The sequence below is a fragment of the Ruegeria sp. BC1 genome, from assembly GCF_056539305.1.
Genome location: NZ_JBQFUT010000003.1, coordinates 378,260 through 403,422, shown reverse-complemented (window position 1 = coordinate 403,422; position 25,163 = coordinate 378,260). Strand labels below are relative to the sequence as shown.

Annotated in this window: 24 protein-coding genes, 3 pseudogenes and 1 riboswitch; of the genes and pseudogenes, 18 read left to right on the top strand and 9 right to left on the bottom strand. The window is 52.8% G+C overall.

The window, feature by feature from the left end:
• The coding region (locus tag ACR0IY_RS10040; protein ID WP_480672770.1) for a DDE-type integrase/transposase/recombinase at window positions 1-329 on the top strand (329 nt) is incomplete at its 5' end.
• A gap of 238 nt (window positions 330-567) precedes the next feature.
• Here the strand turns inward: ACR0IY_RS10040 and ACR0IY_RS10035 are convergent.
• The 4 genes from ACR0IY_RS10035 to ACR0IY_RS10020 all read right to left on the bottom strand — a co-directional run bounded on the left by ACR0IY_RS10035 (window position 568) and on the right by ACR0IY_RS10020 (window position 2,853).
• Window positions 568-816 carry a hypothetical protein gene (locus ACR0IY_RS10035; protein WP_480672768.1) on the bottom strand — a complete coding sequence of 83 codons (249 nt, stop codon included), beginning with the start codon at window positions 814-816 and terminating at the stop codon, window positions 568-570.
• 116 nt (window positions 817-932) lie between these two features.
• Entirely contained in the window at window positions 933-1,361 is a 429-nt protein-coding gene (locus ACR0IY_RS10030; protein WP_480672766.1) for a DUF2000 family protein, read from the bottom strand.
• 2 nt (window positions 1,362-1,363) lie between these two features.
• Complete coding sequence (locus tag ACR0IY_RS10025; RefSeq protein ID WP_480672764.1) at window positions 1,364-2,488, bottom strand: fatty acid desaturase family protein; 1,125 nt, start codon at window positions 2,486-2,488, stop codon at window positions 1,364-1,366.
• 11 nt (window positions 2,489-2,499) lie between these two features.
• The gene (locus ACR0IY_RS10020) at window positions 2,500-2,853 is read right to left on the bottom strand and encodes a hypothetical protein (RefSeq protein WP_480672762.1); all 354 of its coding nucleotides are present in this window, start codon (window positions 2,851-2,853) and stop codon (window positions 2,500-2,502) included.
• On the opposite strand from ACR0IY_RS10020, the gene ACR0IY_RS10015 reads away from it, so the two are divergent.
• The 3 genes and pseudogenes from ACR0IY_RS10015 (at window position 2,852) to ACR0IY_RS10005 (ending at window position 5,634) form a co-directional block, all read left to right on the top strand.
• The gene (locus ACR0IY_RS10015; RefSeq protein WP_480672760.1) at window positions 2,852-3,397 is read left to right on the top strand and encodes a hypothetical protein; all 546 of its coding nucleotides are present in this window, start codon (window positions 2,852-2,854) and stop codon (window positions 3,395-3,397) included. The genes ACR0IY_RS10020 and ACR0IY_RS10015 overlap by 2 nt on opposite strands.
• 25 nt (window positions 3,398-3,422) lie before the next feature.
• Window positions 3,423-4,691: a hypothetical protein gene (locus ACR0IY_RS10010; RefSeq protein ID WP_480672758.1), complete on the top strand. Its 1,269-nt coding sequence runs from the start codon at window positions 3,423-3,425 to the stop codon at window positions 4,689-4,691.
• A gap of 247 nt (window positions 4,692-4,938) precedes the next feature.
• Window positions 4,939-5,634 (top strand): annotated as a pseudogene (locus tag ACR0IY_RS10005) (IS5 family transposase).
• Window positions 5,635-5,757: 123 nt separating this feature from the next.
• Here the strand turns inward: ACR0IY_RS10005 and ACR0IY_RS10000 are convergent.
• Window positions 5,758-6,216 carry a MarR family winged helix-turn-helix transcriptional regulator gene (locus tag ACR0IY_RS10000; protein WP_480672756.1) on the bottom strand — a complete coding sequence of 153 codons (459 nt, stop codon included), beginning with the start codon at window positions 6,214-6,216 and terminating at the stop codon, window positions 5,758-5,760.
• Window positions 6,217-6,300: 84 nt separating this feature from the next.
• Here ACR0IY_RS10000 and ACR0IY_RS09995 point away from each other — a divergent pair, with 84 nt between their 5' ends.
• The 4 genes from ACR0IY_RS09995 to ACR0IY_RS09980 all read left to right on the top strand — a co-directional run bounded on the left by ACR0IY_RS09995 (window position 6,301) and on the right by ACR0IY_RS09980 (window position 10,231).
• Entirely contained in the window at window positions 6,301-6,810 is a 510-nt protein-coding gene (locus ACR0IY_RS09995) for a TRAP transporter small permease subunit (protein WP_480672754.1), read from the top strand.
• A complete protein-coding gene (locus tag ACR0IY_RS09990) occupies window positions 6,807-8,114 on the top strand; it encodes a TRAP transporter large permease (protein WP_480672752.1) in 1,308 nt (435 codons plus the stop codon). The genes ACR0IY_RS09995 and ACR0IY_RS09990 overlap by 4 nt, the downstream gene beginning before the upstream one ends.
• A gap of 17 nt (window positions 8,115-8,131) precedes the next feature.
• Window positions 8,132-9,148, top strand: a complete 1,017-nt coding sequence (locus ACR0IY_RS09985) for a TRAP transporter substrate-binding protein (RefSeq protein WP_480672750.1) — start codon at window positions 8,132-8,134, stop codon at window positions 9,146-9,148.
• 144 nt (window positions 9,149-9,292) lie between these two features.
• Window positions 9,293-10,231, top strand: a complete 939-nt coding sequence (locus ACR0IY_RS09980; protein WP_480672748.1) for an alpha/beta fold hydrolase — start codon at window positions 9,293-9,295, stop codon at window positions 10,229-10,231.
• Window positions 10,232-10,590: 359 nt separating this feature from the next.
• Here the strand turns inward: ACR0IY_RS09980 and ACR0IY_RS09975 are convergent, their stop codons facing one another.
• Entirely contained in the window at window positions 10,591-11,544 is a 954-nt protein-coding gene (locus ACR0IY_RS09975; RefSeq protein WP_480672746.1) for a glutathione S-transferase C-terminal domain-containing protein, read from the bottom strand.
• 274 nt (window positions 11,545-11,818) lie between these two features.
• Entirely contained in the window at window positions 11,819-12,307 is a 489-nt protein-coding gene (locus tag ACR0IY_RS09970; protein ID WP_480672744.1) for a luciferase domain-containing protein, read from the bottom strand.
• A 42-nt stretch (window positions 12,308-12,349) separates the two neighbouring features.
• On the opposite strand from ACR0IY_RS09970, the gene ACR0IY_RS09965 reads away from it, so the two are divergent.
• The 3 genes and pseudogenes from ACR0IY_RS09965 (at window position 12,350) to ACR0IY_RS09955 (ending at window position 15,191) form a co-directional block, all read left to right on the top strand.
• Window positions 12,350-13,279, top strand: a complete 930-nt coding sequence (locus ACR0IY_RS09965; protein WP_480672742.1) for a LysR family transcriptional regulator — start codon at window positions 12,350-12,352, stop codon at window positions 13,277-13,279.
• A gap of 113 nt (window positions 13,280-13,392) precedes the next feature.
• Window positions 13,393-13,977, top strand: coding sequence for an ester cyclase (locus ACR0IY_RS09960; protein ID WP_480672740.1), 585 nt, complete (start codon window positions 13,393-13,395; stop codon window positions 13,975-13,977).
• A 552-nt stretch (window positions 13,978-14,529) separates the two neighbouring features.
• Window positions 14,530-15,191 (top strand): annotated as a pseudogene (locus ACR0IY_RS09955) (IS6 family transposase).
• A 53-nt stretch (window positions 15,192-15,244) separates the two neighbouring features.
• Here the strand turns inward: ACR0IY_RS09955 and ACR0IY_RS09950 are convergent.
• Window positions 15,245-15,367 (bottom strand): hypothetical protein, encoded by a 123-nt coding sequence (locus ACR0IY_RS09950; protein ID WP_480672738.1) that lies wholly within the window; start codon window positions 15,365-15,367, stop codon window positions 15,245-15,247.
• Between the two features lie 540 nt (window positions 15,368-15,907).
• On the opposite strand from ACR0IY_RS09950, the gene ACR0IY_RS09945 reads away from it, so the two are divergent.
• The 6 genes and pseudogenes from ACR0IY_RS09945 to ACR0IY_RS09920 all read left to right on the top strand — a co-directional run.
• Window positions 15,908-16,990, top strand: a complete 1,083-nt coding sequence (locus tag ACR0IY_RS09945) for an ABC transporter ATP-binding protein (protein WP_480672736.1) — start codon at window positions 15,908-15,910, stop codon at window positions 16,988-16,990.
• The gene (locus ACR0IY_RS09940) at window positions 16,987-17,865 is read left to right on the top strand and encodes an ABC transporter permease (protein WP_480672734.1); all 879 of its coding nucleotides are present in this window, start codon (window positions 16,987-16,989) and stop codon (window positions 17,863-17,865) included. The genes ACR0IY_RS09945 and ACR0IY_RS09940 overlap by 4 nt, the downstream gene beginning before the upstream one ends.
• Window positions 17,865-18,674, top strand: a complete 810-nt coding sequence (locus ACR0IY_RS09935; RefSeq protein ID WP_480672732.1) for an ABC transporter permease — start codon at window positions 17,865-17,867, stop codon at window positions 18,672-18,674. The genes ACR0IY_RS09940 and ACR0IY_RS09935 overlap by 1 nt, the downstream gene beginning before the upstream one ends.
• 76 nt (window positions 18,675-18,750) lie before the next feature.
• Window positions 18,751-19,776 carry an extracellular solute-binding protein gene (locus tag ACR0IY_RS09930; RefSeq protein WP_480672730.1) on the top strand — a complete coding sequence of 342 codons (1,026 nt, stop codon included), beginning with the start codon at window positions 18,751-18,753 and terminating at the stop codon, window positions 19,774-19,776.
• 73 nt (window positions 19,777-19,849) lie between these two features.
• Complete coding sequence (locus ACR0IY_RS09925) at window positions 19,850-21,523, top strand: amidohydrolase (protein ID WP_480672728.1); 1,674 nt, start codon at window positions 19,850-19,852, stop codon at window positions 21,521-21,523.
• Between the two features lie 143 nt (window positions 21,524-21,666).
• Window positions 21,667-21,795, top strand: a pseudogene (locus ACR0IY_RS09920) (IS6 family transposase); the annotation flags it as partial.
• A 271-nt stretch (window positions 21,796-22,066) separates the two neighbouring features.
• On the opposite strand, the gene thiC reads toward ACR0IY_RS09920, so the two are convergent.
• Window positions 22,067-23,857, bottom strand: coding sequence for a phosphomethylpyrimidine synthase ThiC (gene thiC / locus ACR0IY_RS09915; RefSeq protein WP_480672726.1), 1,791 nt, complete (start codon window positions 23,855-23,857; stop codon window positions 22,067-22,069).
• A gap of 109 nt (window positions 23,858-23,966) precedes the next feature.
• Window positions 23,967-24,086: riboswitch (TPP riboswitch) on the bottom strand.
• A gap of 210 nt (window positions 24,087-24,296) precedes the next feature.
• Between thiC and ACR0IY_RS09910 the strand changes: the two genes are divergently transcribed.
• Complete coding sequence (locus ACR0IY_RS09910) at window positions 24,297-24,977, top strand: IS6 family transposase (protein WP_480672791.1); 681 nt, start codon at window positions 24,297-24,299, stop codon at window positions 24,975-24,977.
• Window positions 24,978-25,163: the final 186 nt, after the last annotated feature.

The following is a 25,163-nucleotide window of genomic DNA, read 5'->3' as shown; positions in this document are numbered from 1 at the left end:
AAGCACTGTCGTCCAACGGGATCCCGAACAAGATCGTAATAGACAAGAGTGGTGCCAACACAGCTGGAATTCGGGAAATGAACAGGATCCTCAGGCGGTTTGGCAGCCAAGCCAAAGTGCAGACAATCAGGTCCAAATACCTTAACAACATCGTGGAACAGGATCACAGGTTTATCAAACGCCGCGTACGACCCATGTGCGGGTTCAAGTCATTCACATCCGGGTCCGCGACGTTGGAAGGTATAGAAGTAGCCAACATGATCCGAAAACACCAATTTCCAACCGCGACAGTTTCTGGATTTCGGATGTTTGCAGAGATCGCAGGATAAGTGAGCCCAGTTAGACGTTGGGTTTGGTCACTCTGAAAGTTTGCGGAACAACCCGCCTGCGTCCAGGAATTAAGGGTGCCGTGGCACCAGCCCAGGTTAACGGAATTTCGTTCGATCTGTCTGACGGAGACGGAATTTGCGACAGAACCAGCTTCAGATGCATCATCTCCGATTTTGTCTTCGGTGGTCAATTCTGATCATCACGTGGTACTCGCCACGCCTCTTGAGCGAGAAGTACCTACTTGAACTGCCCGTTCTTCAGGCTCAGCAACAGTTGCTTAGTCGGCTCACAGTACAATGAGCCAATGGACTTCAATACCAGTTCTAAAGCCAAGTTGGCCTCTGGCGATGCTGGATGGCGTAGAGTTTCGGCAAAGGCCTCGGGGTCATCATCCAATTTTTTTGCCATTTCCTGCACGTACGAAAAATTCTCTTGCCCAGCCCGCCAAGCAGCCAAAAGCAAAACTGCGAGTAGCTGTTTCTCCATGTAAGCACAATGTCGGTGCTCATGTGTAACCCCTTTACTAGGCAGGTATTCTTGGGCCCTTTCCAAAGCAGTAGCCCATGTTTGGGGGACTCCATCGAAGCTCAATCTACACTGTTTCATGTCGCTTCTAGCTCCTTTGAACTTTTCATCAGAGAAAAACGCTTGGTACACGCGCGCATAAGGCTGTCTTCGCCGTGCAGCATCAGAGCGATGTACACTTGGTTTTCCATCGGTTGATCATGCACCTGTTTTGCCTGCTCCACCGGATCGGCGCTGAGGTGGCATTCAAAAAATGCGTTTGAGGTCACTTGAAGCTCCACTGCCATTATGTGTGCTTTAAAGAGATGGCGATCATTTTTGGCGCGGAAGACGATTAAAGGAGAGTCGGTTAACAACGACGTGAAAGATTTGTTGGAGTCCGCGAACCGCCGGAGTGCCACCGCATCTGGTTTCAGAAGCCTACCCATGCCAATGCCCAAGTGGCTTGCAGCATTGATGTGACTGACCAGATCAAAGTGCTTATTGAGGATCACAGCATAACGCATACCTATTTTCCTTCCGTGTTTTGGTATTGCGCCTCGGCCAGCTGTTCGGCCATCAGAGACAAAATACTGGGTTCGCCGTTTGGTCCTTTAACGAACAAGCCACCTGATTGCGCATTCGCCTTGGCGTAAACGGGATCACCCATCATGATCTCATGAGCTTCTTTCAGTTTGCCAAATGGAATTCCGGCATGCACGTGATGCACTAGGTGCCAATTCTCACCGTGGATCCCGGTAAAGAAGTTCTCCAGCCAGTTGCCACGGCGGTTGCGTGTAACGAGCAATTCGGTGTCAAACAGTTTGATGAGCGGAAAATGCTCGGAAAGCTCGATAAGCCAATTAGCCGCCTGGAAGACCGTCAAATAGGGCACCATCCAAAACAAAGCAAAGGCCCACAGGTATCCGCTACCCGCCAAGCCACCTAGGACCAGAGCCCAGAAAACGACGAAACCGAGGTACTCGGCTTTTCCACTACGCGGTAAGGCTGTCCAGTCTTTCGGTAGCAAGCGGTCCTTAACCAGGTTTTTTAGGTTGGAGAAAGACTTCAAACCCAAGGCCAAAGGCAACAAATGCCGGGTGAAGAGCTGCGAGGGCGGCGTCTCGAACAGGCCTTGGTTATTGTAGTTGATGAGATCAGGGTCGCGCTCTTCATCGCCGAGGAATGGGTGATGCTCCTCAACGTGAGACGCCTTATAAGCATGAAAGGTCTGGAATATAGACCAACCCGAAACGTACCCGACAGCCTTATTCAGCCATCTTGTGCGACACAGGGTCATGTGCGAGGACTCATGCAAGATCGTGGCCAGTCCACGCATCCGGGTTCCGATGATCAGGACGCTAAGCGGGTACATCCAGGGCGAGATTATGGTCGCGGCAATCGAGCCGCTGATCAAAACAGCATCGGTAGCAATGGTCATGACACCGTCAACATCGCTCTTGGACTTGCATAGCGTTTTTAGTTTTGCGCGAATTTCCGTCGAAAACTTGTGCTTGCGAATACGACGTGCGGAACGTTGTTCGCTGCGCCGTTCTTTGCGGGTGCGACCGTCTGCGTATACTCGGCGCATCACTTCGAGTCGTCGCTTCGCATCATCTTTGACTCTGCGCGCAGTATTGTCATTCGTTGTCATTGTGCGTGTCCTCAATCTGCTGCAACCCACCGAAACCCCTGTTGATATGAAGCCACGGGGTTCAGCGGCTTTTTATGATGACAAGCGCCACACATTCCGACGCCCTCACCACAGATATGCGCAAGATCAGCAGTTGAATTTCCGTCGAAAAAATATTTGCTTAGATTGGAAATTAGCTTTTGAAACATAAGCATACGCGCGCGTGCGCGACCTACTTCTTGTCCCCAGAACGTGAATTTGGAGAAAAATTCTGATGAGATGGAAATCGACTGCTTCTGAATGAGCATATGTATGTAAGCATCCGGCAAATTCGGGCGCGAAAACTGAGGCGAGAGGACAGAGCCAATGCCGATGTCGTCAGACATGAAGCAGAAGTTTGTGGAGACAAATTGGGATCATGAGATGAGAGTTGGTCTTGCTCAAGCTCGTAAGATTGAGCTGAAGTACAAACCACTGTTCCCAGTTTCTATCGCCAAACAGATCGTCAACGATGCGATCTTGAAGACGATAAAGGGCGATCGCACTTGGAACCCCGACGAATTCAATTTGCGACGACATCTCTATATGACGATTTCGAGCTTGTATTCGAATGAAATTCGCAAGGCGTTAAATGCTCCGAAACTTGAAGAATACGACGAGAGCCGAGGGCATGCTAATATTCCGACGGCTGAAGAGGCTGTCGCGATCAAGAGCCAAGTTGGTCTTGTCATCCAAGAGCTGAATCGGCGCAGACCCGATCTCTATGACTTTCTGCACCGGTGCGAAGAACATGGGCTATTTGACGGGCGAGAGAGCAAAGACGTAGCTGCTGACATGTTCATGTCAGCCCCAAATTTCTCAAAGATGAAAAAAAGGCTGATTCAGTTTCTGACGGAGCTTCACGCCGAGTTTTCGAGCTTTGGGACTTAATTTTCGCTTAGTGCGAGGTAGAAAAATGAACAATCTTGTTGAAATTCTCTCCGGGAAACATGGAAATGTTACGCTCATGATGAACACTTCCGAGCGCAAGAAACTGGCGCGTATGCGCGACTTTCTTTGTGCCGAAGAAGAAGTCTATAAAAAGTTAAACGAATATGACATCGCGAGCATGACGGACGATGAGTTGGATGGTTTGCTGGAACTGTCGTTTGATGCTGATCACATTGAATTGCCTGACGATGTTGAGGATCTTCTGGACGATTTGCGTCGTGATATTGGTGCAGAGGAAGACCCGTCCCCAAAGGGCGGTGGTCCTGGTGCTTTTTTTGGGCACTGTCGAAGGTACGGTATCGCGGCATCTTTGTTCATTGCGGTGTTTGTTTCTGCCTATCTTTACACGTCGTCGGATGAAAACAGTGTTGATCTGAACTTTAACCCATTCACATTTGAAGCCGATGAATTCGTGCCCAAGGTCGCTTCAGGCGCAGTAACACCTAATCCTTCAGAGACACCGTTCTCGTTCCCAGTCGCTTGGCGTAACTCAGTCTCAGCTGAGGGTATTTCCCTTGGAATGCCAACAAACGACGTGGCTGTTTCGGAGTCATTTTCTGCTTCCGCTGTCTCGGACGTTGTAAGTAGGCTGGTTTCGATGACTACTTCTTCAGAGCAGCTTGGCGCGGAGACAACAGAGTTATCTGATCAAGCAACGTTGCATTCTGCCGTTAACGCGTCTGTTTCAGTGCAAGAGCCACTTCAAGTCGATCCTCAATCCGGTAGCAGCGGATGGGTTATTTCAGAGGGAAGCGGATTTAGCACTGATCAATTTACCAGACACGTTCTCAATTCACTCCAACGGACACTTGGAGCGGACATTATGACCCGTGCGGTAGTCGAGGGTGATAGTGGAAACATAATTGTTCAAACGGACGGACTAGAACTACACATATTTAATTTTACCTTATCTGAAGGTGAGAGCGTATATACAATTGCTCGTGAAACTGAAGTCGACCCTAACATTTTCAGTCTCATAAACCGGGCTTTGAAGGAAAACGCACGAATTGACACAACTACTATGGCATTGAACGATCGCATCGTTGGGGTAGCAACCAAACAGGGTGATAAATACTCGCTTTCTGAACTAGTGTACGACCGAGCGCGTTCATCGGATATGATGGTTTATTCCAGCTGTGCCAACTTTGATCAGGCTTCTGGTTTCACATCTTCTAGTTTTGACGACCAAGCTTGTATAGCGTCGGCCGCTCGAATGCTGTCCTCTATTCAATGACATTTGAGTGAGTTTTCTAAATCCGGTAATCCCCTTAATGCTGGGGATTACCTTTCTTTTGCGAAGCATGTTTCTTTCTAAAGCTTCAAGCGGCAGGAAGAACACAGGCATTTGTGTAGAAAGAAGGGCAAACAAACTCGGTTCCGCTGGTTGGCCCGATTTGACTGGTCCGGTTTGATTGTCAGGGTCAGGATGCATTGTTTTCGCTTCGCTGCGTGATTCATGGGTCCCAAAACGGAGCGATGACATGAGCGACCTTTACTGGCTGACCGACGCGCAGATGGTCAAAATTCCCCTTTCTTCCAGAAGTCGCACGGCAAGCCACGGGTCAATGACAAGAGAGTGCTGAGCGGGATTATCTTTATCAATCGCAACGGGTTGCGCTGGCGGGACGCACCCAAGGATTACGGTCTCTACAAGACGCTCTACAGCCGGTGGAAACGTTGGAGCGAGAAAGGTATCTTCGCACAGAATATGGCAGGACTGGCCGCTGAGCACGGCGAAGAGAAGACGGTCATGATCGACGCCGTTTACCTAAAAGCCCATCGCACAGCATCCAGCCTAGGCGTCAAAATGGGGGCGTGGCCGCTTGACTGGCAGAACCAAAGGCGGCGTGAATTCTAAGCTGCACGCCATCTGTGATAGCAAAGGGCGGCCTTTGAACATTTTTGTCACCGCCGGACAAGTTAGCGATTACATCGGTGCCTGGGCTCTGCTGAACAGCATACCAAATGCGGACTGGCAGCTCGGGGATCGCGGCTATGATGCCGATTGGTTTAGAGAAATCTTGAAAGACAGGGGGATACGCGCCTGTATCCCTGGTCGAAAGCAGCGCAAGGCGCCGGTCAGGTACGACAAGCGCAGATACAAGCGGCGAAACCACATCGAGATCATGTTTGGCAGGCTTAAGGATTGGAGGCGCGTGGTAACCCGCTATGACTGATGTCCCAAGGTTTTCCTTTCAGCCATCGCACTCGCGACAACTGTTATCTACTGGATATGAATCCTGAGCCTAGGTATGAACTGAGCTACGGTGTCGATCACGAGCTTCATTAGAAATAGTTGGTTACTCGCCACGCCATCGGCTGACATCTCGCGCCAATTTATCGAGCAACCCGGTCAATATGGACTGTTCTTCGCCAGTTAGAGTTTCGAGCATTTTGGCTTCGGCACGGGCAAATTCGTCCATAAGCGAATGATGCACCAAACTGCCGGACTCCGTTATGTTCAATACTTGGCGACGGGTGTCGACAGTGTCGCGGGTTCGCGTGATATAGCCTTTTTCAACCAAGGACGTCACCGCTCGGCTAACTGTGTTGGAAGGTTGTTCGGTGATTTCACATATATCACGAGCATAGAGGTTGGCGCGAAAACTCAGGCATATCAACACTGTTAGTTCAGGTCGGATAAGGCCAGTGTCCCTCTCCATCTTCCGCAATAGCGGTTCTCTCCAGAAATTCGTTAAAAAGGTGATGCGGTAAGCGACGGGAAATGGTGTCGCATCAAGGATGTCAATCAGTTTCATCGGTATATCGTAATTCAGACTTGCTCCATATGGAACAATAATATAGTTCCATATGGAGCTAATTGTTTGAGAAAGGAGTCCTTCGTGGCGCGGCGGGCAAGCATGTTAGTCTTAGCGATCTCATTGGTTATGCTGATGCTGGCCATTGTCTTGCAGGTTATTTGCAGCTCTTTGGATATAAACCCGGTTGCTGTGTACCAGTCGGATCTACCCCTGGTGGGTTCCGCCATTAGTTTAAACTCGCTACTGGATTTTCAATGGCACCTGCTGGTTGTCGTCGGAATTTTACCGGTTGGTCTCGTTTGGTTGACTGACAAACATGTTCGGGTGGATTTCCTCTATGATAAGCGTTCTGATCGTTGGAAAGCACGACTGAATATCATTGGTAATTTGGTATTCGCCGCGCCGTTTTTTTTTCTCATTCTGCCTGCGTCATGGAATTTCATGCAACGTGCTTGGGACTCGGACGAGGGATCACGCAATGGAGGTTTGAATGATCTGTGGATAATCAAATCGGTTTTGCCCATTGGATTGATGCTTCTGTTATTGGCCATTGCGCTGGAAACCGTTCGACTGTTGAGGACCGCGAAGTGAGCGAGATTTTTCTTCCTCTGGCGATGGCGGCAATAACCATTGGAGGTATTCTCGCGGGATACCGGGTTGGCATGGTTCTGGCTGGTTCTGCTTCTATATTCATCTTGGTTTCAGATCTTCCAATCGCGTTTTTTAACCTGCTGACCAGCAGGATTTATGCAAATGTTCTTTCGAACTGGCTGTTGGTCGCCATCCCGATGTTCATCTTTATGGGGCTGGTACTGGAACTCTCCGGCGTGGCGGAAAGATCGCTGCGTGCAGCGCAGAAGGCTTTCGGTGGCAGCGCGGCGGGTATGGGGATTTCCGTGCTGGTTATCGGTGTACTTCTTGCTGCATCCTCGGGGATCGTTGGCGCTTCGGTTGTGCTTTTGGCGTTGCTTGCATTGCCGCGCTTGACAGAGGCCGGTTACGATAATGCCACCTCGGCCGGCCTCATAGCCGCTTCGGGTACGATCGCAATCCTGATCCCGCCCTCAGTCATGCTGATAGTACTGGGTGACCAATTACAAACCCCTGTGCCGTCGATGTTTGCAGGAGCGATTGGTCCCGGTCTGTTACTGGTGATTTGCTACGCAGGGCTGATCTTTTGGCGCGCACGTGACCTACCTGAGTTGCCGCGTGAAGAACGTACACCAGTGTGGCGTTTGATTGTGGACCTCGTGCCGCTTCTGATCCTGATCATCTCTGTCCTTGGTGCCATTGTCGCTGGTATCGCCACGCCAACAGAAGCCAGCGGCCTTGGCGCTTTCGGCGCTTTGCTGATCGCAGTCATTTATCGGTGTTTCAGTTTTGCCATGATGATAGAGGCCGCGCGACAAACGGTTATGACAACTTCGATGGTGCTGTTTGTGATGATCGGTGCGACCTGCTTTGCCGCCGTATTTAAGGGCATCGGCGGCAATGATCTGGTCGAGGCTGGTGTCACTATCTTTGGCGACGCGCCACATACTGTGCTCTTTGTCGTGATGGCTGCAATCTTTGTACTGGGATTTGTACTCGACTGGTTAGAGATTACGCTGATCCTTTTGCCGATCTTTGCCCCCATCATTGCCGGATTGGACTTCGGGAACGGATTGTCAGGCGAGATGCTGCTCATTTGGTTTGGCATCCTGGTCGCGGTGAACCTGCAGACTTCATTCCTGACACCCCCTTTCGGGTTTTCGTTGTTCTATCTGCGTGGCGCGGCCAAAGACCAACTGACAACCGCTGAAATCTACCGTGGCGTTTTGCCGTTTATTGCCCTGCAGCTGTTCGTGCTTGCGCTTTTGATCCTGTTTCCCGGGCTGATCACCGGGCTGAACTAAATCATAGGGAGGAAACCATGAAAAAGACTATGATCGCTGCGATATTTGCAGCTCTTGCGGTCCCTGCTGCGGGAAAGGACTACAACATGCAAAGCGCCTTTGGTGGCCTGCCGGTGATCGATCCAGCCGCAAAACGCTTTGTTTCAAATGTCTCTGCTCTGACAAGCGGGGAAGTCAACTTCGAATACTTACTGGCAGGTGAATTGTCCCCACCGTTCGAAATTTTTGACAACGTGAGCGCTGGCGCCATCGACGCGGCATGGTCTTATGCAGCCTATGCTTCCGGCAAAGAACCGGCTGCTGCCCTGTTCGGCTCGGTCCCTTTCGGCGGTGACCCACTGTCTTACATCAGTTGGCTGCACCACGGCGGCGGTTTGGAATTGTGGCGGGAACTTTATGAGCCATACAACCTCGTTCCAATGGCCTGCGGGGTAATTCTATCCGAGGCGGGTGGCTGGTACACTAAACCCATCGAGTCTCCGGAAGATCTGCAAGGTCTCAATATCCGTATTGGAGGGTTGGGCGGAGCAATCCTTAGCAAGCTTGGGGCGAATGCCATGTCTCTGCCTGCTGGTGAGATTTCGACCTCATTGGAAACCGGGCGCCTCGATGCGAGTGAATTAAGTTTCCCGATTGTGGACAAACTATTGGGCTTCGATAAAGTCGCCAAGCACTATTACTTCCCAGGCTGGCACCAACCGGCTGGCTTTATAGAGTTCTACATGAACAAGGATAAGTGGGACGCTCTCAGTGATGAACAAAGGACTGCCGTCGAGGTCTCCTGCGCCGATGCAAATCTATATGCCATGGGCATTGCGGCAGGGGCACAGAGCTCAGTTCTTGAAGAGTTCCGCACCAATGGTGTCGAGATAAAACGGTTCCCGGACAGCGTCATGACAGCGCTGCGCGCGGCAGCTGACGAGGTTTATGCCGAGAAGTCTGCTGAGGACGAGATGTTCAAACGTGTGATCGACAGCTATCGAAACTATGCGGCCAACTACAACGAGTATCAGGCGCTTTCTGCTCTGGAATAATCTCCCAAAGCGCTGCCCCCTCCAGAGGGCAGCGCGACCGGATTTCAAACTGGGCGACACCCCCAATAACGCAAAGGGATCACCGTTGGTCTGATACGGGACTTGCGGAACTCGCGCTATTCAAACACCTGCCCCGGAGTATCAATGGCAACCTATTCTCTTAGTGATTTTGGCAGTTATACTGTCTCTGGCCGCACCATCGAGGTCACCGAAGGTGAAACTCAGGAAGTGTCATTCACCCGATCTGCAAAATATACCTACGACCCAAGAGGGCATTTCGCGGTCGAGCAGGCCTATGTACAATACTATGTCCCGGCCAACCGCAATAAAGCGCCTCCCATGGTTTTGGTCCATGGAGGGGGTATGCATGGAGGTACTTGGGAGACTACGCCGGATGGCAGGCCAGGTTGGCTAAATCTGCTGGTTCAACAGGGTTATGAGGTCCACGTTCTGGACAATGTAGAGCGAGGGCGCAGTGGATTCGCTCCCGATTTATGGGAAGGAAGGCCAATTGTGCGCTCTCTGGAAGAAGCCTGGAGTCTCTTTCGCATTGGACCACCTGAAGGCTTTGAAACGCGTACACCCTATAGAGCATCGCAGTTTCCAATCAAAGCATTCGATGCCTTCGGACAGATGATGGTACCCCGCTGGCTAACGACGACTCCGCTGCATGTAGATGCATTGGTTGCGCTTTTAGAACGCGTGGGGCCCGCGATTGTGATGAGCCACAGTCAGGGCGGTGAAATAGCATTGGATGCCGCCCGGCGTGTGCCTGAGCTATTTGCCGGATTCATTGGGGTTGAGCCGTCAACTAGTTTGGATGATCCTCAGGTTCTTAAGGGTATTCCGACAGTTCTTTTTGCAGGTGACTTTCTAGATTGCGCCCCTCACTGGCAATTACGTGCCAAAGTCTGGCAATCCTGGATAGCATCCATGATGCGCAATGGACTCCCGGCACGTCTGGTATCGACCGAAACCGTCCCGGCTGGGCATACACATTGCCCGATGTTTGACTTAAATAGCGATCATTGCTTCGAGACAATCATCAATGAGTTTAATGATTTGGTGTATCATAAGCCCTGAAGTCTTCGACGGTTGGCGGTGAACTACTCAGCCCTTCACCAACGATGCGTAGCCGAATTTCGGAACAATACACGCAAACTATCGCACCTAAGAAGCGTCAAGCTAAGAACTCGCCCCTGGACTCCTGTTCAGTTATCGACAATCACGGCCAATGCGATTGTTCAAAAGAATGACCTTGAGCATCTTTGCGATGCATTAATGAACGCCGCCAGCCTTTCAACCTGATAAATGGTCTTAAACCGGTTCGACACATGCCGTTCACTTCTTATCGCGTGCTAGCAGCAACCAATAGCTGAACGGAGCCGCCGTTAGGATCCGTTGGCGTTTGGGCAAGTCGGCCACCGCAAGACGGGCCTCGGTTACCCCAGACGTTCTGGTACGTTTGGCAGATGCAGCTCAGGCCCTAATGGAACCAAACCCGATGGATTCAGGTTTAGCGCACCATGCGGAGCGTGCATCAGGCTTTTAAAGTAATGCGCTTTGATGCGGCCCATGTCGACGGTTGCGGCAACTCCTGGCTCACGCCAGAGGTTGCGCAAATACTCAGAAAGACGGGGATAGTCCGTGATGCGTTGCAGCGAACATTTGAAAAGCGGTACATAGACGCTGTCAAAGCGAATAAGGGTGGCGAACAACCAAAAATCGGTTTCGGTGGCGGTCGTTCCATATAGGTAAGGTTGAGCTTCCAATCGTGTCTCAAGCGTATCAAGAGCGTCAAAGAGCCCACGGACGGCTTTCTCGTATTCCTCTTGCGTGGCAGAAAAGCCAACCCGGTAGACACCGAGATTGATCTTGCGATGGACCCAAAGGTTTAGCGCATCGATTTCCGCCAAAAGGTCCGTCGGACGATAGTTCGGTCCGTCGCTGTGAAACGCCTGCAACACCATGGCAGAGATATCGGCCGAGCTGTTTGATACGATCCGCTTCGACACCTTATCATACAGAACAGGTACCGAGGCGCGGCCTGTGTATTGCGGATCCGCGTCAGCAATCACCTGATATAGTTTTGATCTGTCAAAAACAGGATCGGCCCCTTCTGGAATTTCCCAACCTTCGTTGAGTTTGACATCGGCCATGTAAGTCACGCCAATCTGATCCTGAAGACCCATCACAGATCGTGCAAGCAAGGCTCTGTGTGCAAAAGGGCAGGCCCATGAGACATAGAGGTGATAGCGCCCCGGTTCGGCCGCAAATCCCGTGTCGCCGGTCGGGCCGACAGATCCGTCCTCGGTGATCCAATTGTTCAGATTTGTATCTGATGGATCTCCGTCGTTTTTATTGTCCTTCCAGATGCCCTGAACCAAAACGCCCATCTTAAAATTCCTTTCTGATTGCGCGGCGGCGACCAGACGATGGGCCAAACCGGAAACTGCGGCCCGCGCTGGTTTGGATCGGAGCGCAGCGTTTTTGTCAAAGCTGTCAAACGAGCCTTAGGCTAGTGCGATGCTCGGGGAATGCCACGGCCCCGAGCTTGGCCAACGGTTCCGTATACTTGGCACAGTGCGTACACCACCCGGCCCGTTAGGGGAAGTTGCCTTAAACGCAACCTGTTTGCCCAACTGGCGACGCTCGCGGTTTCTCCTGCCATCAGTGATGGTGACCGTGGCTGTGTGGGCTTTCACCTGACGTCACAGCATGCTCGTAAGAGGCGCGAATGATCGTCTTCACGACCTCCAGATCGGCCTTATCGCGAGGCGCGTAGACCATGATTTCCTTGATCCCGCGATCGTGCAGTGGATGCAATTCGCCCCATCCTGCGTCCAGCACAGCTTTCTCATCAGCCTCGGACAGTACAAGATGCAACGATCCATCTACGTGGGTATGCGCGAATTCGCGACCACCCCGAGGGAACATGAAGGCGTCTTGCGAAGCGGGTACGGATTCATGCAACCACAATGCGCGTGACGAGGGCAGAGAGATCTGGGACCGCTCTTCCCGCACCAGATCGAAGGCCTCGAACGCCCATTTGTTCATTGCGTCATAGATGTCGTTAGGGCTTTGGTCTGAGAATTGTAGATGAGGGGGCTGCGCACCGGTTTTGGGTTTGGGTCCGGTTCGGTTTGGAATTTTCAACATTGTCAGATCCTTTCCTCTGTTCTTGAAGTTGGATCAAAGGTATTGTGTTTCGCTGTTTTGCAGAACGCGTTAGCTTCAGAAGACTTAGTTTTGGAAGGTGGAATAATGAATCTGCAAAACTCGATGCGCGCTTTTGTGGAGGTCGCTAAAGAAGGCGGGTTGGCCAAGGCGGCGAAGAAGTTGAACATTTCCGCCCCAAGCGTCACCAGACTAATCGGTGACCTCGAAGCCTGGGCAGGCGCACCGTTGTTGGTGCGAACGACTCGGCACGTCTCCTTGACGGAAATGGGCGAGGTGTTTCTTCCACGATGCATAGAAATTTTGGACAATACTCAGGCGTTGAAGGCCATTGCAGAATCTAGGTTAGAGTCTTTATCCGGAACCCTCCGCGTCACGGGAGCGCGCGTTTTGGTGCGTAGTGTTATCGCACCAATTTTGCCAGCGTTTCTCGCCGCACATCCGCGCCTGAAAGTCCATCTCGACACGACCGACATGCTGGTCAATGTGGTATCTGAACATTTTGACCTAGCGGTGCGGGTGGGCGATCTGCAGGACAGCACTCTGGTCGCAAAGAAACTTGGTCAATCAAGGCTTGTTCTCACAGCCTCGCCCGATTTTCTGGCCCGGCAAGGGGCACCGCAGAGCATTTCGGACCTGAAGAACTTTCCTTGTCTTACCGACACGATCCCGCAATTCGGTTCGGCTTGGCCGATTGGTGGCAACAAATCTCGGTTGGAGGGGCCGGCGTCGATTTCAGATGGCGAGATTGTGCGTGACCTAACGATCGCCTCTCAAGGTTTGTCTTTGCTGCCTAAGTTTGTTGTGCAAAAGAGCCTCGATAGCGGGGCGTTGGTTCAAGTCCTGGCGGATGAGACAACACCCGATTTACCGATTTATGCTATCTTCCCTCCCAAACCCTATGTTTCTCAGTCTGCGCGTGCCTTGGCCGAAGCGATTGCCCAAAGCTTGTGAGGCTTGTTATAATTTCAATTGGCGGAATATTATATTTCAGTTTTCCACCATTCTTTTAATTTTTGGGCGATCTTATTCTTGTGTCAGTGAAACTGGTATCGAAAGGAATACTGATGAAACCGACCACATTGATGACCGCCACTGCAGTTATAGCGATGACCGCCATGCCTGCATTCGCGGATGAAACGGCGCTGAAAGAACGAATTGCCGAGTTGGAAGCCCAGATCGCCGTATACGAAGCTGAACAAGAGACCGAAGCCGCGAATGTCGCTCTTTACGACAAAATGGATCTGGAAGCTTTCTCGGCGCATGACATGGAAACAATCGGTGAAATCCACGCCCATGATGTCAAAGTTATCTTTCCGGACGGATCACTGACGGAGGGCATGTTTCCAGCCCACGAAGCGCAGATTGACTGGCTGTTCACGACATTTTCTGACATCACCATTCCTGAACATCCCATTAAGTTCGGCTCCGGCGAATGGACTGCCGGTCTAAGTGTGACAAAGGGTACCTGGGACAGCCCTATGCACTTGCCCGATGGGCGTGTCCTGAAACCCAGCGGCAAGTCGTTTGAACACAACGTTGTGACGCTTGTGCGTTGGGAAGACGGCCAGATCGCAGAGGAGTATGTCATGTGGGACAACTTCGACCTCTACGCGCAGATTGGCGCCCTGGAAGGCATGGTGTGTAAGTAATACAAACTGGTGGCGGGGAAGCTTGTCGCCGCCTGAGTTCGAAACCAATCTGGGTCGTGGGCTGGTGCACTCGGTCATCACCGAGTTGTGGTCACTGCCTTGTTGAGCGAATTCTAATGTAGGTTGGTTACGCCAATCTCAGCCCCGCCACCCGGCCTGCTTCGCTTGAGCTATGCAAGGGCTCCGTTCGGCAGGCATTGACCGCAACCTAATCACGAGAAAGAAACAGGAACGGATTCTACATCCAAACAGCCCAGATCAAAGGGCTGGGCCAGCTAGGACAGTAATCGCAGCAGAGTGTGTGAGTTTTGGTTTTGAGAACCACAAAAGACGACGAGCTCCTGAACGACCTGTTCAATATTGTCGACTTCAAAATAGAGGATCGCTTTGTTCTTGGCTACGTTCCGAATGTTATTGCCAAGATGTGGCCCTTGGGTGCCTTGTTTTGGAACTTTAGCCAGTCTGGATGTGTCGCAAATTTTAGGGTCAGATTGACTGTGCAGCCTGTTCTGGCGTTTGTTTCGCGCAAAAAGTTTACTGACAGGTCTCAGCCTGACTTCTTTGAAGAGCTGCCATCTTCCTAAGGATTCGGTTCTGTATGCCGTGTATTTCTTTCTACGGTACACAGTGTCGTATCGTGATTTGGAAGAGATCAGGGTCGAAGTGGTGTCCGCGTTGACCACGCCACATTGAACAGTGGGGTACCAAAGTATTTGCCGCTGATCGCAGCGCGAGCGCAATGAAGGAAACGGCCAATGCTGAAATCTTGGCGTATGGATGAAACCTAACTACGGGTTCACGGCAAATGGAAGTATCTTTACCGAGCAGCCGACAAATCAGGAAACACCCTTGATTTCACGCTGTCTGAGCGAAACAACCGTCCAGCATCCACCAGGTTCTTCGCCTAGGCGCTGTCCACAAATGGAATTCCAGAAAAGATCGTGATCGACAAGATTGGAGCCAACGCGGCAGGTATTCGGGAAACAATTAAGATCCTGAGGCAGTTTGGCTATCCGGCCAAATTACAAACGGTCAAGTCCAAGTTTTAGAATAACATGGTCGAACAGGATCATCGGTTCATAAAACGGCCTGTTCGTCACATGTGCGGCTTCAAGTCTTTCGCATCTGCCGCCGCTACTTTAGGCGGCATCGAGATTGCGCACATGATCCGCAAGCTCCAATTCTCTGGCTCTACAAATTCCGGTATTCAGTAATTTACCCAACTGGCAAGATAAGTGGGACCCGAGTGAGGGCGACTATGGCCCCTTCAAAGGATTGCGACATAGTCTGTTTGCATATCTCGCTCTTCGTGGTCCCGTGAGAGTTCGCCCGCGTGCAGATTGTTGGCCAGAAAAACACGAAAGCCCGTTTCCTGTCGCAGTTCACTCATCGCAACCTTTTCTGGGTCAGATCCGGGTTTTGTCTCCCACGATCTATGCGGAAACACCTAAAACCGACCGGAGACATTTGCGCTGACAAAAACCTAGGTTCGTTGGGCGCTCGCTTCAAAGGCCATCAGAGACACATGGTTTCTGAGCTTTGCAAACAATTGGGCACAGACCCTGTCAACACTTACCGATACATCGATCCCAACGGCAAATTTCGCGAATGCGGGAAACGTATCTTGGGGCCTAAAGTGTCGTTTTGCGCTGAACCGAAGCAAAACCCTCGATTCGATTTTTGACTTCGATTGAAACATCGTTTTGACACGCAGTGACGTAATCCCCTGTTTTGAGACATTTTTTGAAAGCCAAAACGCGTTGACTTATTATGTAGCTTCATTTTATTAATAAGTAGCTACAAAATGGGATTAGCAATGCCCATTTAGTTCCTCCATATCGTCGCCACTCATTGTGGCGATTGCCTATTTTGGTGCGGAAATAATCATCGACGCCTCGGGCTGAATGACCGCGGATGACAGGGAAGAGAGATGAACAAAAAAAGCCTAAGCAAAGCGGTAGAGATCAAGCAGGTTTCAAAGCGCTTCGGAGAGTTTCAGGCCCTGAAACCCGTGTCATTCGACATCTATGACAACGAGTTCTTCACTTTACTGGGCCCATCCGGATGCGGAAAAACGACGTTGCTGCGCATGATCGCCGGGTTTGAGGCGCCCTCGACCGGCCACATCGCCGTACATGGCGCTAATATTGACGAACTACCCCCTCACAAGCGCCGGGTGAACACCGTTTTTCAGAGTTATGCGCTGTTCCCCCACATGACGATCGAGCAAAATATCTCTTACGGGTTGGAAAACCTGGGCTGGGAGCGCACCAAGCGTCAGGCGCGGGTCAAAGAGATGCTGGAGCTGGTCCATATGGACCAATTCAAGTCGCGCCGGCCCGCGCAATTGTCGGGTGGTCAACGCCAACGCGTTGCCCTTGCCCGTGCGCTGGCACCCGAACCAGAGGTTTTGTTGTTGGACGAACCGCTATCTGCGCTTGACCTCAAGCTGCGTCAGGCAATGCGCAATGAGCTGCGGGAATTACAACGCGAAACCGGAATTACCTTCGTGTTCGTCACCCATGATCAGGAAGAAGCGCTTGATATGTCCGACCGGATTTGTGTGCTGGGGCAGGGCGAAATTCAGCAAATAGATGCCCCCAGCAAGATCTACGAAGATCCGGAAAATCGCTTTGTGGCGGATTTCATCGGCGACACGAACTTTTTCGAGGTCGATGTGGCCTCTGTCAACGGTGATCTGGCAACGGTTCACACTCCGCTGGGCATCGACGTGACCACTTTCCAGAAAAACGCAGTCGCAGGTGCGCGCGCCACAATGTCGTTGCGGCCGGAAAAGATTGGCGTCGACGACATGGCAATCGGCAACATTCTGAACGGCAAGATTGTTGGCAAGAATTATCTTGGCGGGTTCACGCACTATATCGTGCGCGTCGGCGATGTTGATCTGCGGCTGTCGAAACGAAACGCGACAAGCGGAGGCGGCGATCTTGATCTGTTTACCGATGTCAAAATTGGCTTCCAGCCCGAGGCAGCCAGGGTGTTGGGCCAATGAAGGGCTTCAATTTCTGGGGCCGGGTGCCGTCGCATGTGATCATGCTACTCACGCTGATCATACCTATAGGCATTATCATTTCGGTCTCCTTTGCCACCAGGGGATCTTATGGCGGCTTTGAATATGACCTCACGCTGGAACCCTATCGGAAACTGCTATTCCAAGAAGGTTGGAGCGGCGAGACCGAGTTCAATCCTCAGTACCTCATCATCATCCTGAGAACGCTGTTACTGGCGATCCTCACCACGGTGATCTGTGCGGTGGTCAGCTTTCCAGTTGCCTATCTGATCGCACAGCAAGACCGGAAATTGAAATCGTTGCTGATCTACCTGATCACCCTGCCGTTTTGGGTGTCGATGATCGTGCGGGTCTATGCTTGGCTGATCATCCTGGGAAATGACGGAACGATTGAAAAGACTCTTCGGTTGTTGGGTCTTGTCGATGACATGGATACCCTGCTGTTCACCAATACCGCGATGCTGATCGGAATGGTCTACAGCTATGTCCCGCTGATGATCCTGCCGATCTTTGCCTCGGTCGAAAAAATCGACATGTCGCTGATCGAAGCCTCGCATGATTTGCATGGCAACCGCTGGCTGACGCTGCGGCGGATCATATTGCCGCTTGCGTGGCCCGGGATCGCGGCGGGTTGTATCCTTGTCTTCATTCCGTGTCTTGGGGCGGTTCTGGAACCCACACTGCTGGGCGGCGGCAAGACTTTGATGATGGGCAACCTGATTTCTAATCAGTTTGGCGCGGCGCGGAACTGGCCCTTTGGGGCGGCAATGGCCGTCGTCATGATGAGCCTGATCATGATCTTTCTCATTCTCAATGCGCGGCGCGCCACGGCGCGGGAAAGCCAGGAGTTGATCTGATGTCCCTGACACATGATGTTCGCAAGTATCGCGGTTTCGGTTTCTTCACCGTCATGTTCTTTGCCTATCTCTATCTGCCGATCGCCATCGTCATTTTCTATTCCTTCAACGAAAATCAGCTTGCGACGGTCTGGGGGGGCTTTTCCTTGCGATGGTACGAAAGCGCCCTGCAAAACACCGAACTGCTGGATGCTGTAAAGACCTCGCTGATCGTTGCCGCAGTGGCCACCATTGTCGCGACCACATGCGCTTTGACCTCGGCTTTGGTGATTGTGCATGGGCGAAATGTGCGGTTTCGGCGGGTTTCGGAAGCGATTGTCAATCTGCCGCTGATGCTGCCCGAGATTGTTCTGGCTGTGGCCGTACTGATCCTGTTCTCACAAATTGGTCTGTCGGATGGCATGACCAAGCTGATGATCGCGCATTCGACCTTTTGCATTCCTTTCGCGTTTTTGCCCATCCGGGCGCGGCTGAAAGGGTTGCCGACCGATTTCGAAGAGGCCTCTGCCGATCTTTACGCCAACCGTTGGACCACATTCCGCCGCGTTACGCTGCCCATCATCTTTCCCGGCGTTGCGGCAGGGGCGATGTTGGCATTCGTCATCTCGATGGATGATTTCATCACGTCGAACATGCTGAATTCGGGCGGGTCAACCACTTTGCCGGTCTATATCTTCGGGCTTATCCGGCTTGGCGTGACACCTGAGTTGAACGCCATCTCGACCATCATCATCGTCGTTTCAATCATCTTGGTCTCTGCCGCAGCTCTGATTGGCGCCCGCGCGGCGCGTGGTACAGGCGAGGGCTGACCAGTCGTAAATGGGGTGACGTTCACGCTATGAAACCGATCCCAGAGCCACAATAAAACCTGACAAGGAGGACACTATGACACTTAAATCCACTATTGCGGCGGGGGCCATGCTGATTGCCCTGTCCACCGCAGTGCAGGCCGAAGGACAGCTTAATCTTTATACCTGGACAGGCTCCGTTGCACCGGAACTGATCGAAAAATTCGAGGCCGAGACCGGCATCGAGGTGACCACCGATGGGTACAGTTCGAACGAAGACCTGCTGACGAAACTGCAAGCGGGCAGTTCAGGCTATGATCTGGTCGTTCCATCGCAGCACTTTGTCCGCATCATGATCGACGAAGGTCTGCTGCAAGATATCGACGCCCACGAATTGGACGCTCTTGAACGGGTCGATGAAAGGTGGCGCGGTCACTGGTGGGACCCGAACAACGACTATTCGATCCCCTTCGCCTATGGCACCGCAGGTTTCAGCGTGAATCGCGATAAATATGACGGTCCGGTGGATTCTTGGTCGGTATTCTTTGAACCCGAAGGCGCGCTACGGAACAACATCGCCGTTCTGCCCTACCCGGACGAGGTCATCAGCGCGGCGCAGAACTATCTGGGTATCGAATATTGCAGCGAAGAACCGGCCGAAATGAAGAAGGTTCTCGACCTGCTGAAAAAGCAGAAAGAGGATGTGGTCGTCTATTCCAGCGATAACATCGAAAACCGGCTGGGCGGCGGCGAAGTGGCCGCGCATTTCTGGTGGGGCGGGTCCAGCATGAAGCTGCGCAAGGCCAGCGGTGTGCCGTTGGAATATGCGATGCCCAAGGAAGGTCTGGTCGGATGGCTGGATTCGATGGTGGTTCCGAAAGGTGCAAAAAACATCGACAGCGCCAAGACGTTTATCAACTTTATGAGCAGTCCGGAAAACGCGACGATCCAGTTCAACTATTACGGCTATGCTTCGCCTTTTGCCACGGATCCTGAAAAGACGGTCTATACGCCCGAAACCGCGCCCGAGCTTTATCCGACCGTGCCGGTGAACTTCTCCAAAGCCTGTTCCCCCGAGGCACAGGATTTGGTGACCAAGGTTTGGGAGCAGCTGCTGCAATAGCTGAAAGATGCGCCATTGCACCGCCGGTCTGATCGACGGTGCACCCCCAATTTCAGATTGAATAGGGCCGATTATGTCTACAGCACCCAACTATCTCCTTCACAATCTGCAGCTTGCCGATGGGACCGGACCGGGCCAGGGTGGCATGGCAATCGCAGTCACTGGGTCGAAGATTACTGCGATTGGGCCAGACGCGGATATCCTTCAACTTGCCGGTCCCCAGACCAGGCAAATCGATGCAAAAGGCGCCAAGGCATTGCCAGGTTTTTTCGAAAGCCACATGCATCTGTTTGCCGGTGGTGCCACCCTGACGCAATGTGATCTGCTGACCAGTTTTGGCGAAGATGCCGTGCGCGACGCGATCCGTGCCCATTCACAGGCACATCCGGACATGCCACTGGTCTGCGGCTTTAGCGCCAACTACACAATGTTTGGTGAAGATATTCGCCCCGACCGGCATAGTCTGGACCGGATCCTGGCCGACCGACCGCTTTTTATCGTCGCCGTGGATGGCCATACCGGATGGGCCAATACCCGGGCGCTGGACCTGGCCGGTATCCTGCAAGGGCATGACATTGACGGCGAGGCCAGTGTCGAAATGGGCCAAGACGGGTTGGCCTCGGGTGAATTGCGCGAATCTGATGCGATGAACCTGGTTGCCCGCCTGTCCGCCACCGGTGGTCGCGAATGGCAAGGCACCCGCGGGACCGAACCCGCGCCGGTAACGTCCGAAGAATTCGAAGGTGATCTGGCCGTGCTGCGCCAAGCGCTTGATTACTGCGCCGCGCATGGAATCACCAAAATCATCAACATGGATGGCAATTTTCATCAGTTGAACCTGTTGCGCGAACTGGATCGCCGCGGAGAATTGCATACCCGCATCGAATTGCCCTACGGGCTGTCGGAAGCCTCAAGACCTGAAGATTTGGCTGGTATCGCCGCCCGCATGGAAGAGGGTGCCACAGAAATGCTGACCGTGGGCCGGTTCAAGATGTTCATGGACGGCGTGTTCGACAATTGGACCGCTCTGGTGACCGACGAATACCCCGATAGGCCCGGCTTTGCTGCGCAGCCAATCATCCCGCCCGAAACATTCAATGCGCTCTGCACCGAGGCTGATCGGCTGAATTGGCAGATCAGCGTGCATGCCGTTGGAGATGGCGCCGTGCGTAACGTGCTTGACGGGTACGAGGCGGCGCGCAATGCCAACGGCCCGCGTGACAGCCGCCACCGGATCGAACATATCGACACGATACGTGACGAAGACATCCCGCGTCTGCGCGAACTGGGCGTCACCGCCTCAATGCAGCCGGTTCACCCCCCGGGTAGTGCGGGCCTGCCGCTGGAACCCACGATTACATTGATGGGCCGCGCCCGTTGGAAAAACGCCTTTGCCTGGCGCAGAATCCATGATGAAGGCGTACCGATTGCGTTCGCGACAGACTGGCCGATCTCTCCGCTCGATCCGCTTTTTGCCATCCAGACGGCGATGATCCGCAAACCCTGGGCCGAAGATGTTCCCGATCAGCGGCTCACGCTGGATGAGTGTTTCCAGGCCTATACCGAACGGGCGGCCTATGCCGCGTTTGATGAGGATCGTGTCGGCCGGCTTGAGCAGGGAATGCTGGCCGATCTGATTTTGCTTGAGGGCGATCTGGACAGTCTGGCGCGCGAAGGAAAGCATGAGGTGAAGTGCATTCTGACGATGTGCAATGGTCAGATCACGCACCGGCTAGAGCATATCTGATCGTTCAGCCGCCACCGTCAGTTGTGTCGCAAACTTTGGATCGAGTTTGACCTAATCGCGTGTCCTGGTGCTTTTTGCATTCCCATCAATCGCGAGCAGGTTTCAGAAAGGTCTCTTTGTAAGGCTGCCATTTCCCCAAGGAAGTGGTTTTGTACGCTGTGTACTTTTGTCTGCGCGACACGGTATCCTATCGTGATTTCTTTGAGATCATAGCTGAACGGGGTGTTTCCGTTGATCACGCCACATTGAATAGGTGGGTTGCACAATACTCGCCAATTCCCAACCGCGACAGTTTCTGGATTTCGAATGTTTGCAGAGATCGCAGGATAAGTGTGCCCAGTTAGACGTTGGCTTTGGTCACTCTGAAAGTTTGCGAAACAACCGTAAATATTAACGAAACAAGTTGTGACAGGAGTTAAACCGGTGCCCTATCCGCTTTGAATGCGCCACCTTGCCGGTTCGATGAGAGCGTTTGAAGAGCTCAACGGTATTGATGCATAGGCGAGGCTCGGTAGACAAGCCCCACCTCTAGGAAGATTTTGCTTACTCCTCGAAAGGAACGTACAGTTTCCCCCCTTCGCGGAACTTGGCGGCCATCGCGTCCATCCCTTCTTTCTGTGCCTCGGTTCGAATGTCGTGGCTGATCCGCATTGAGCAGAATTTCGGCCCGCACATAGAACAGAAATGCGCCACTTTGTGCGCCTGTTTCGGCAAGGTCTGATCGTGGAATTCGCGCGCCGTATCAGGGTCGAGCGACAAATTGAACTGATCTTCCCAGCGGAATTCGAACCGAGCGCGGGAAAGGGCGTCATCGCGACGTTGCGCGCCCGGCAGACCCTTGGCCAGATCGGCGGCATGGGCCGCGATCTTATAGGTGATGACGCCCGTTTTCACGTCGTCCCGGTCTGGCAGCCCAAGATGTTCCTTGGGCGTGACGTAGCAGAGCATCGCGCAACCAAACCATCCGATCATCGCGGCACCGATACCGCTGGTGATGTGGTCGTAGCCCGGTGCGATATCTGTGGTTAGGGGGCCAAGCGTGTAGAAGGGCGCCTCGTGACAGCACTCCAACTGCTTGTCCATGTTCTCTTTGATCTTGTGCATGGCCACGTGGCCCGGCCCTTCGATCATTACTTGGCAATCCTTGGCCCAAGCGATCTTGGTCAGTTCGCCCAGCGTTTCCAATTCGGCAAATTGTGCTTCGTCATTGGCGTCAGCAATCGAGCCGGGGCGTAGGCCGTCGCCGAGGCTAAAGGACACGTCATAGGCCCGGCAGATGTCGCAGATTTCCTCAAAATGCTCATAGAGGAAGCTTTCCTTGTGATGATGCAGGCACCACTTGGCCATGATCGACCCGCCGCGCGAGACGATGCCGGTCACGCGGTTCACTGTCATCGGCACCATGTGCAGTCGCACGCCCGCGTGAATGGTGAAGTAGTCCACGCCTTGCTCGGCCTGTTCGATCAGCGTGTCGCGGAACACCTCCCATGTCAGATCCTCGGCGATGCCGTTGACCTTCTCCAACGCTTGATAGAGCGGCACCGTGCCAATCGGCACCGGGCTGTTGCGGATGATCCACTCGCGAGTGTTGTGGATGTTGCGCCCGGTGGACAGGTCCATCACCGTGTCCGCGCCCCAGCGGATTGCCCAGACCATCTTGTCCACTTCCTCTTCCATCGAAGAGGTCACGGCAGAAGTGCCCATATTGGCGTTAATCTTAACCAGAAAATTGCGCCCGATGATCATTGGCTCGATTTCTGGATGGTTGATATTGGCGGGGATGATGGCGCGTCCTGCAGCGACTTCATCCCGCACGAATTCCGGGGTCACGTAATCGGGGATGTTGGCGCCCCAATCCTTGCCTTCCCGCTGTTCTGCCACAGCCTCGCGCAATTGATTTTCGCGGATGGCGATGAATTCCATTTCGGGCGTGATGATCCCGGCGCGGGCATAGGCCAGTTGGGTGACGGCCTGACCGTCTTTGGCGCGCAGAGGGCGAGGCCGCACGGGAAACTCAGGCGTCAGCCGGTCACCTTCGACAAAGCCGTTGTCCTCGGGCTTGATCTCGCGCCCTTCATACTCCTCGACATCACTGCGCGCCTCGATCCATGTTCGGCGCAGCGGGGCGAGCCCCTGTTTGATATCGGTCAGAACATTGGGGTCGGTATAGGGGCCGGAACTGTCATAGACCGGCAGCGGCGGTTCACCTGCGGTAGGATGAACCGAAATCTCACGCATCGGCACGCGGATGTCAGGGTGCATCATGCCGGACACATAGATTTTGCGGGATGCAGGCAGCTCACCCGTGGTGATTTTGGGGTTGGGGACGTTCATTTTGGTGCTCCTCAAGCGGTTCAACTCAAAAAGACACCAGATGAGTTTTGGCTTGGGGAAACGAGAAGGCGGAAAGCCCTCTTTTCGGAGAACGCCTGCCAGGATCTATGGCCTGCGTGCCCTAGCTTCCTACGCCAGTATCAACTGGGTCAGGTTCAAAGGGTCGCGTCACCGGGCAATGCCCTGTCAGCCTCTCAGTCCCCTCGGTGGGACTCCCCTGCGTGCACGGAAACTAGCCTAAGCACCGCAAAAGAAACAAGTGCCAAAGAACCGATCTCTACTACTTTAATAAATCTCAGGAAACCAGTTTGGTCAAAAAGTCTCTGACAGCGCAGAGTGGCAAGCCAGGGTTGCGTTGCAGTCTTTTTGTCTGGATTGACGAGCCCGCAGGTTCGGGCGTCTGTTTTCAGCGCATTGTTCTCCAACAGGTTTCAGCAAGATTTCCTTGAAAGGCTTTCATTTTCCCAAGGATGCAGTTTTGTACGCTGTGCACTTCTACCTGCGGGACACAGTGTCGTATCGTGACTTGGAAGAAATCATGGCCGAACGCGGCGTGCAGGTGGACCACGCAACTCTCAACATGTGGGTTGTGAAGTATTCACCGATGATTGCTGCGCGAGCGCAATTGAAGAAGCGCCCAACGCAGAGATCCTGGCGCATGGACGAGACATACGTTGGAGTTCACGGCAAATGGATATACCTCTATCGGGCCGTCAACAACGCAGGAAATACCCTTGATTTCATGCTGTCCGAGCGGAGGAACCGTCGAGCAGCCGCAAGGTTCTTTGGCACAGCTCTGTGGTCAAATGGTGTCCCGAGCAAGATCGTTATCGACAAAAGTGACGCCAACGCGGCGGGCATTCGAGAGGTGAACAAAATCCTTAGTCGGTTTGGCTGCCCAGCCAAAATCCAAACGGTCAGGTCCAAGTATTTGAATAACCTGATCGAACAGGATCATCGGTTTATCAAGCGCCGCGGACGACACATGTGCGGGTTCAAATCGTTTAGATCCGTATCGGCTACTTTGGACGGTATCGAGGTCGCCAACGTGTTCCGAAAGCAGCAATTCACCAACAATACAACGTCTGGCTTTCGGCTATTTGCCGAGATCGCAGGATAAGTGTGCCCAGTAAGACGCTGACTCTGGCCATCCCAAAAGTTTGCGACACATCCATCTACTGGTCATGAACCCTGACCATAGGGTAATAATCTTTCAAGAATTAAGTATTTGACATACTAATATTACATAGCTAAAAAACCTAATTAATTTTGGTCGGCGAGCCCTGCAGAGGACGTGAAAACACTT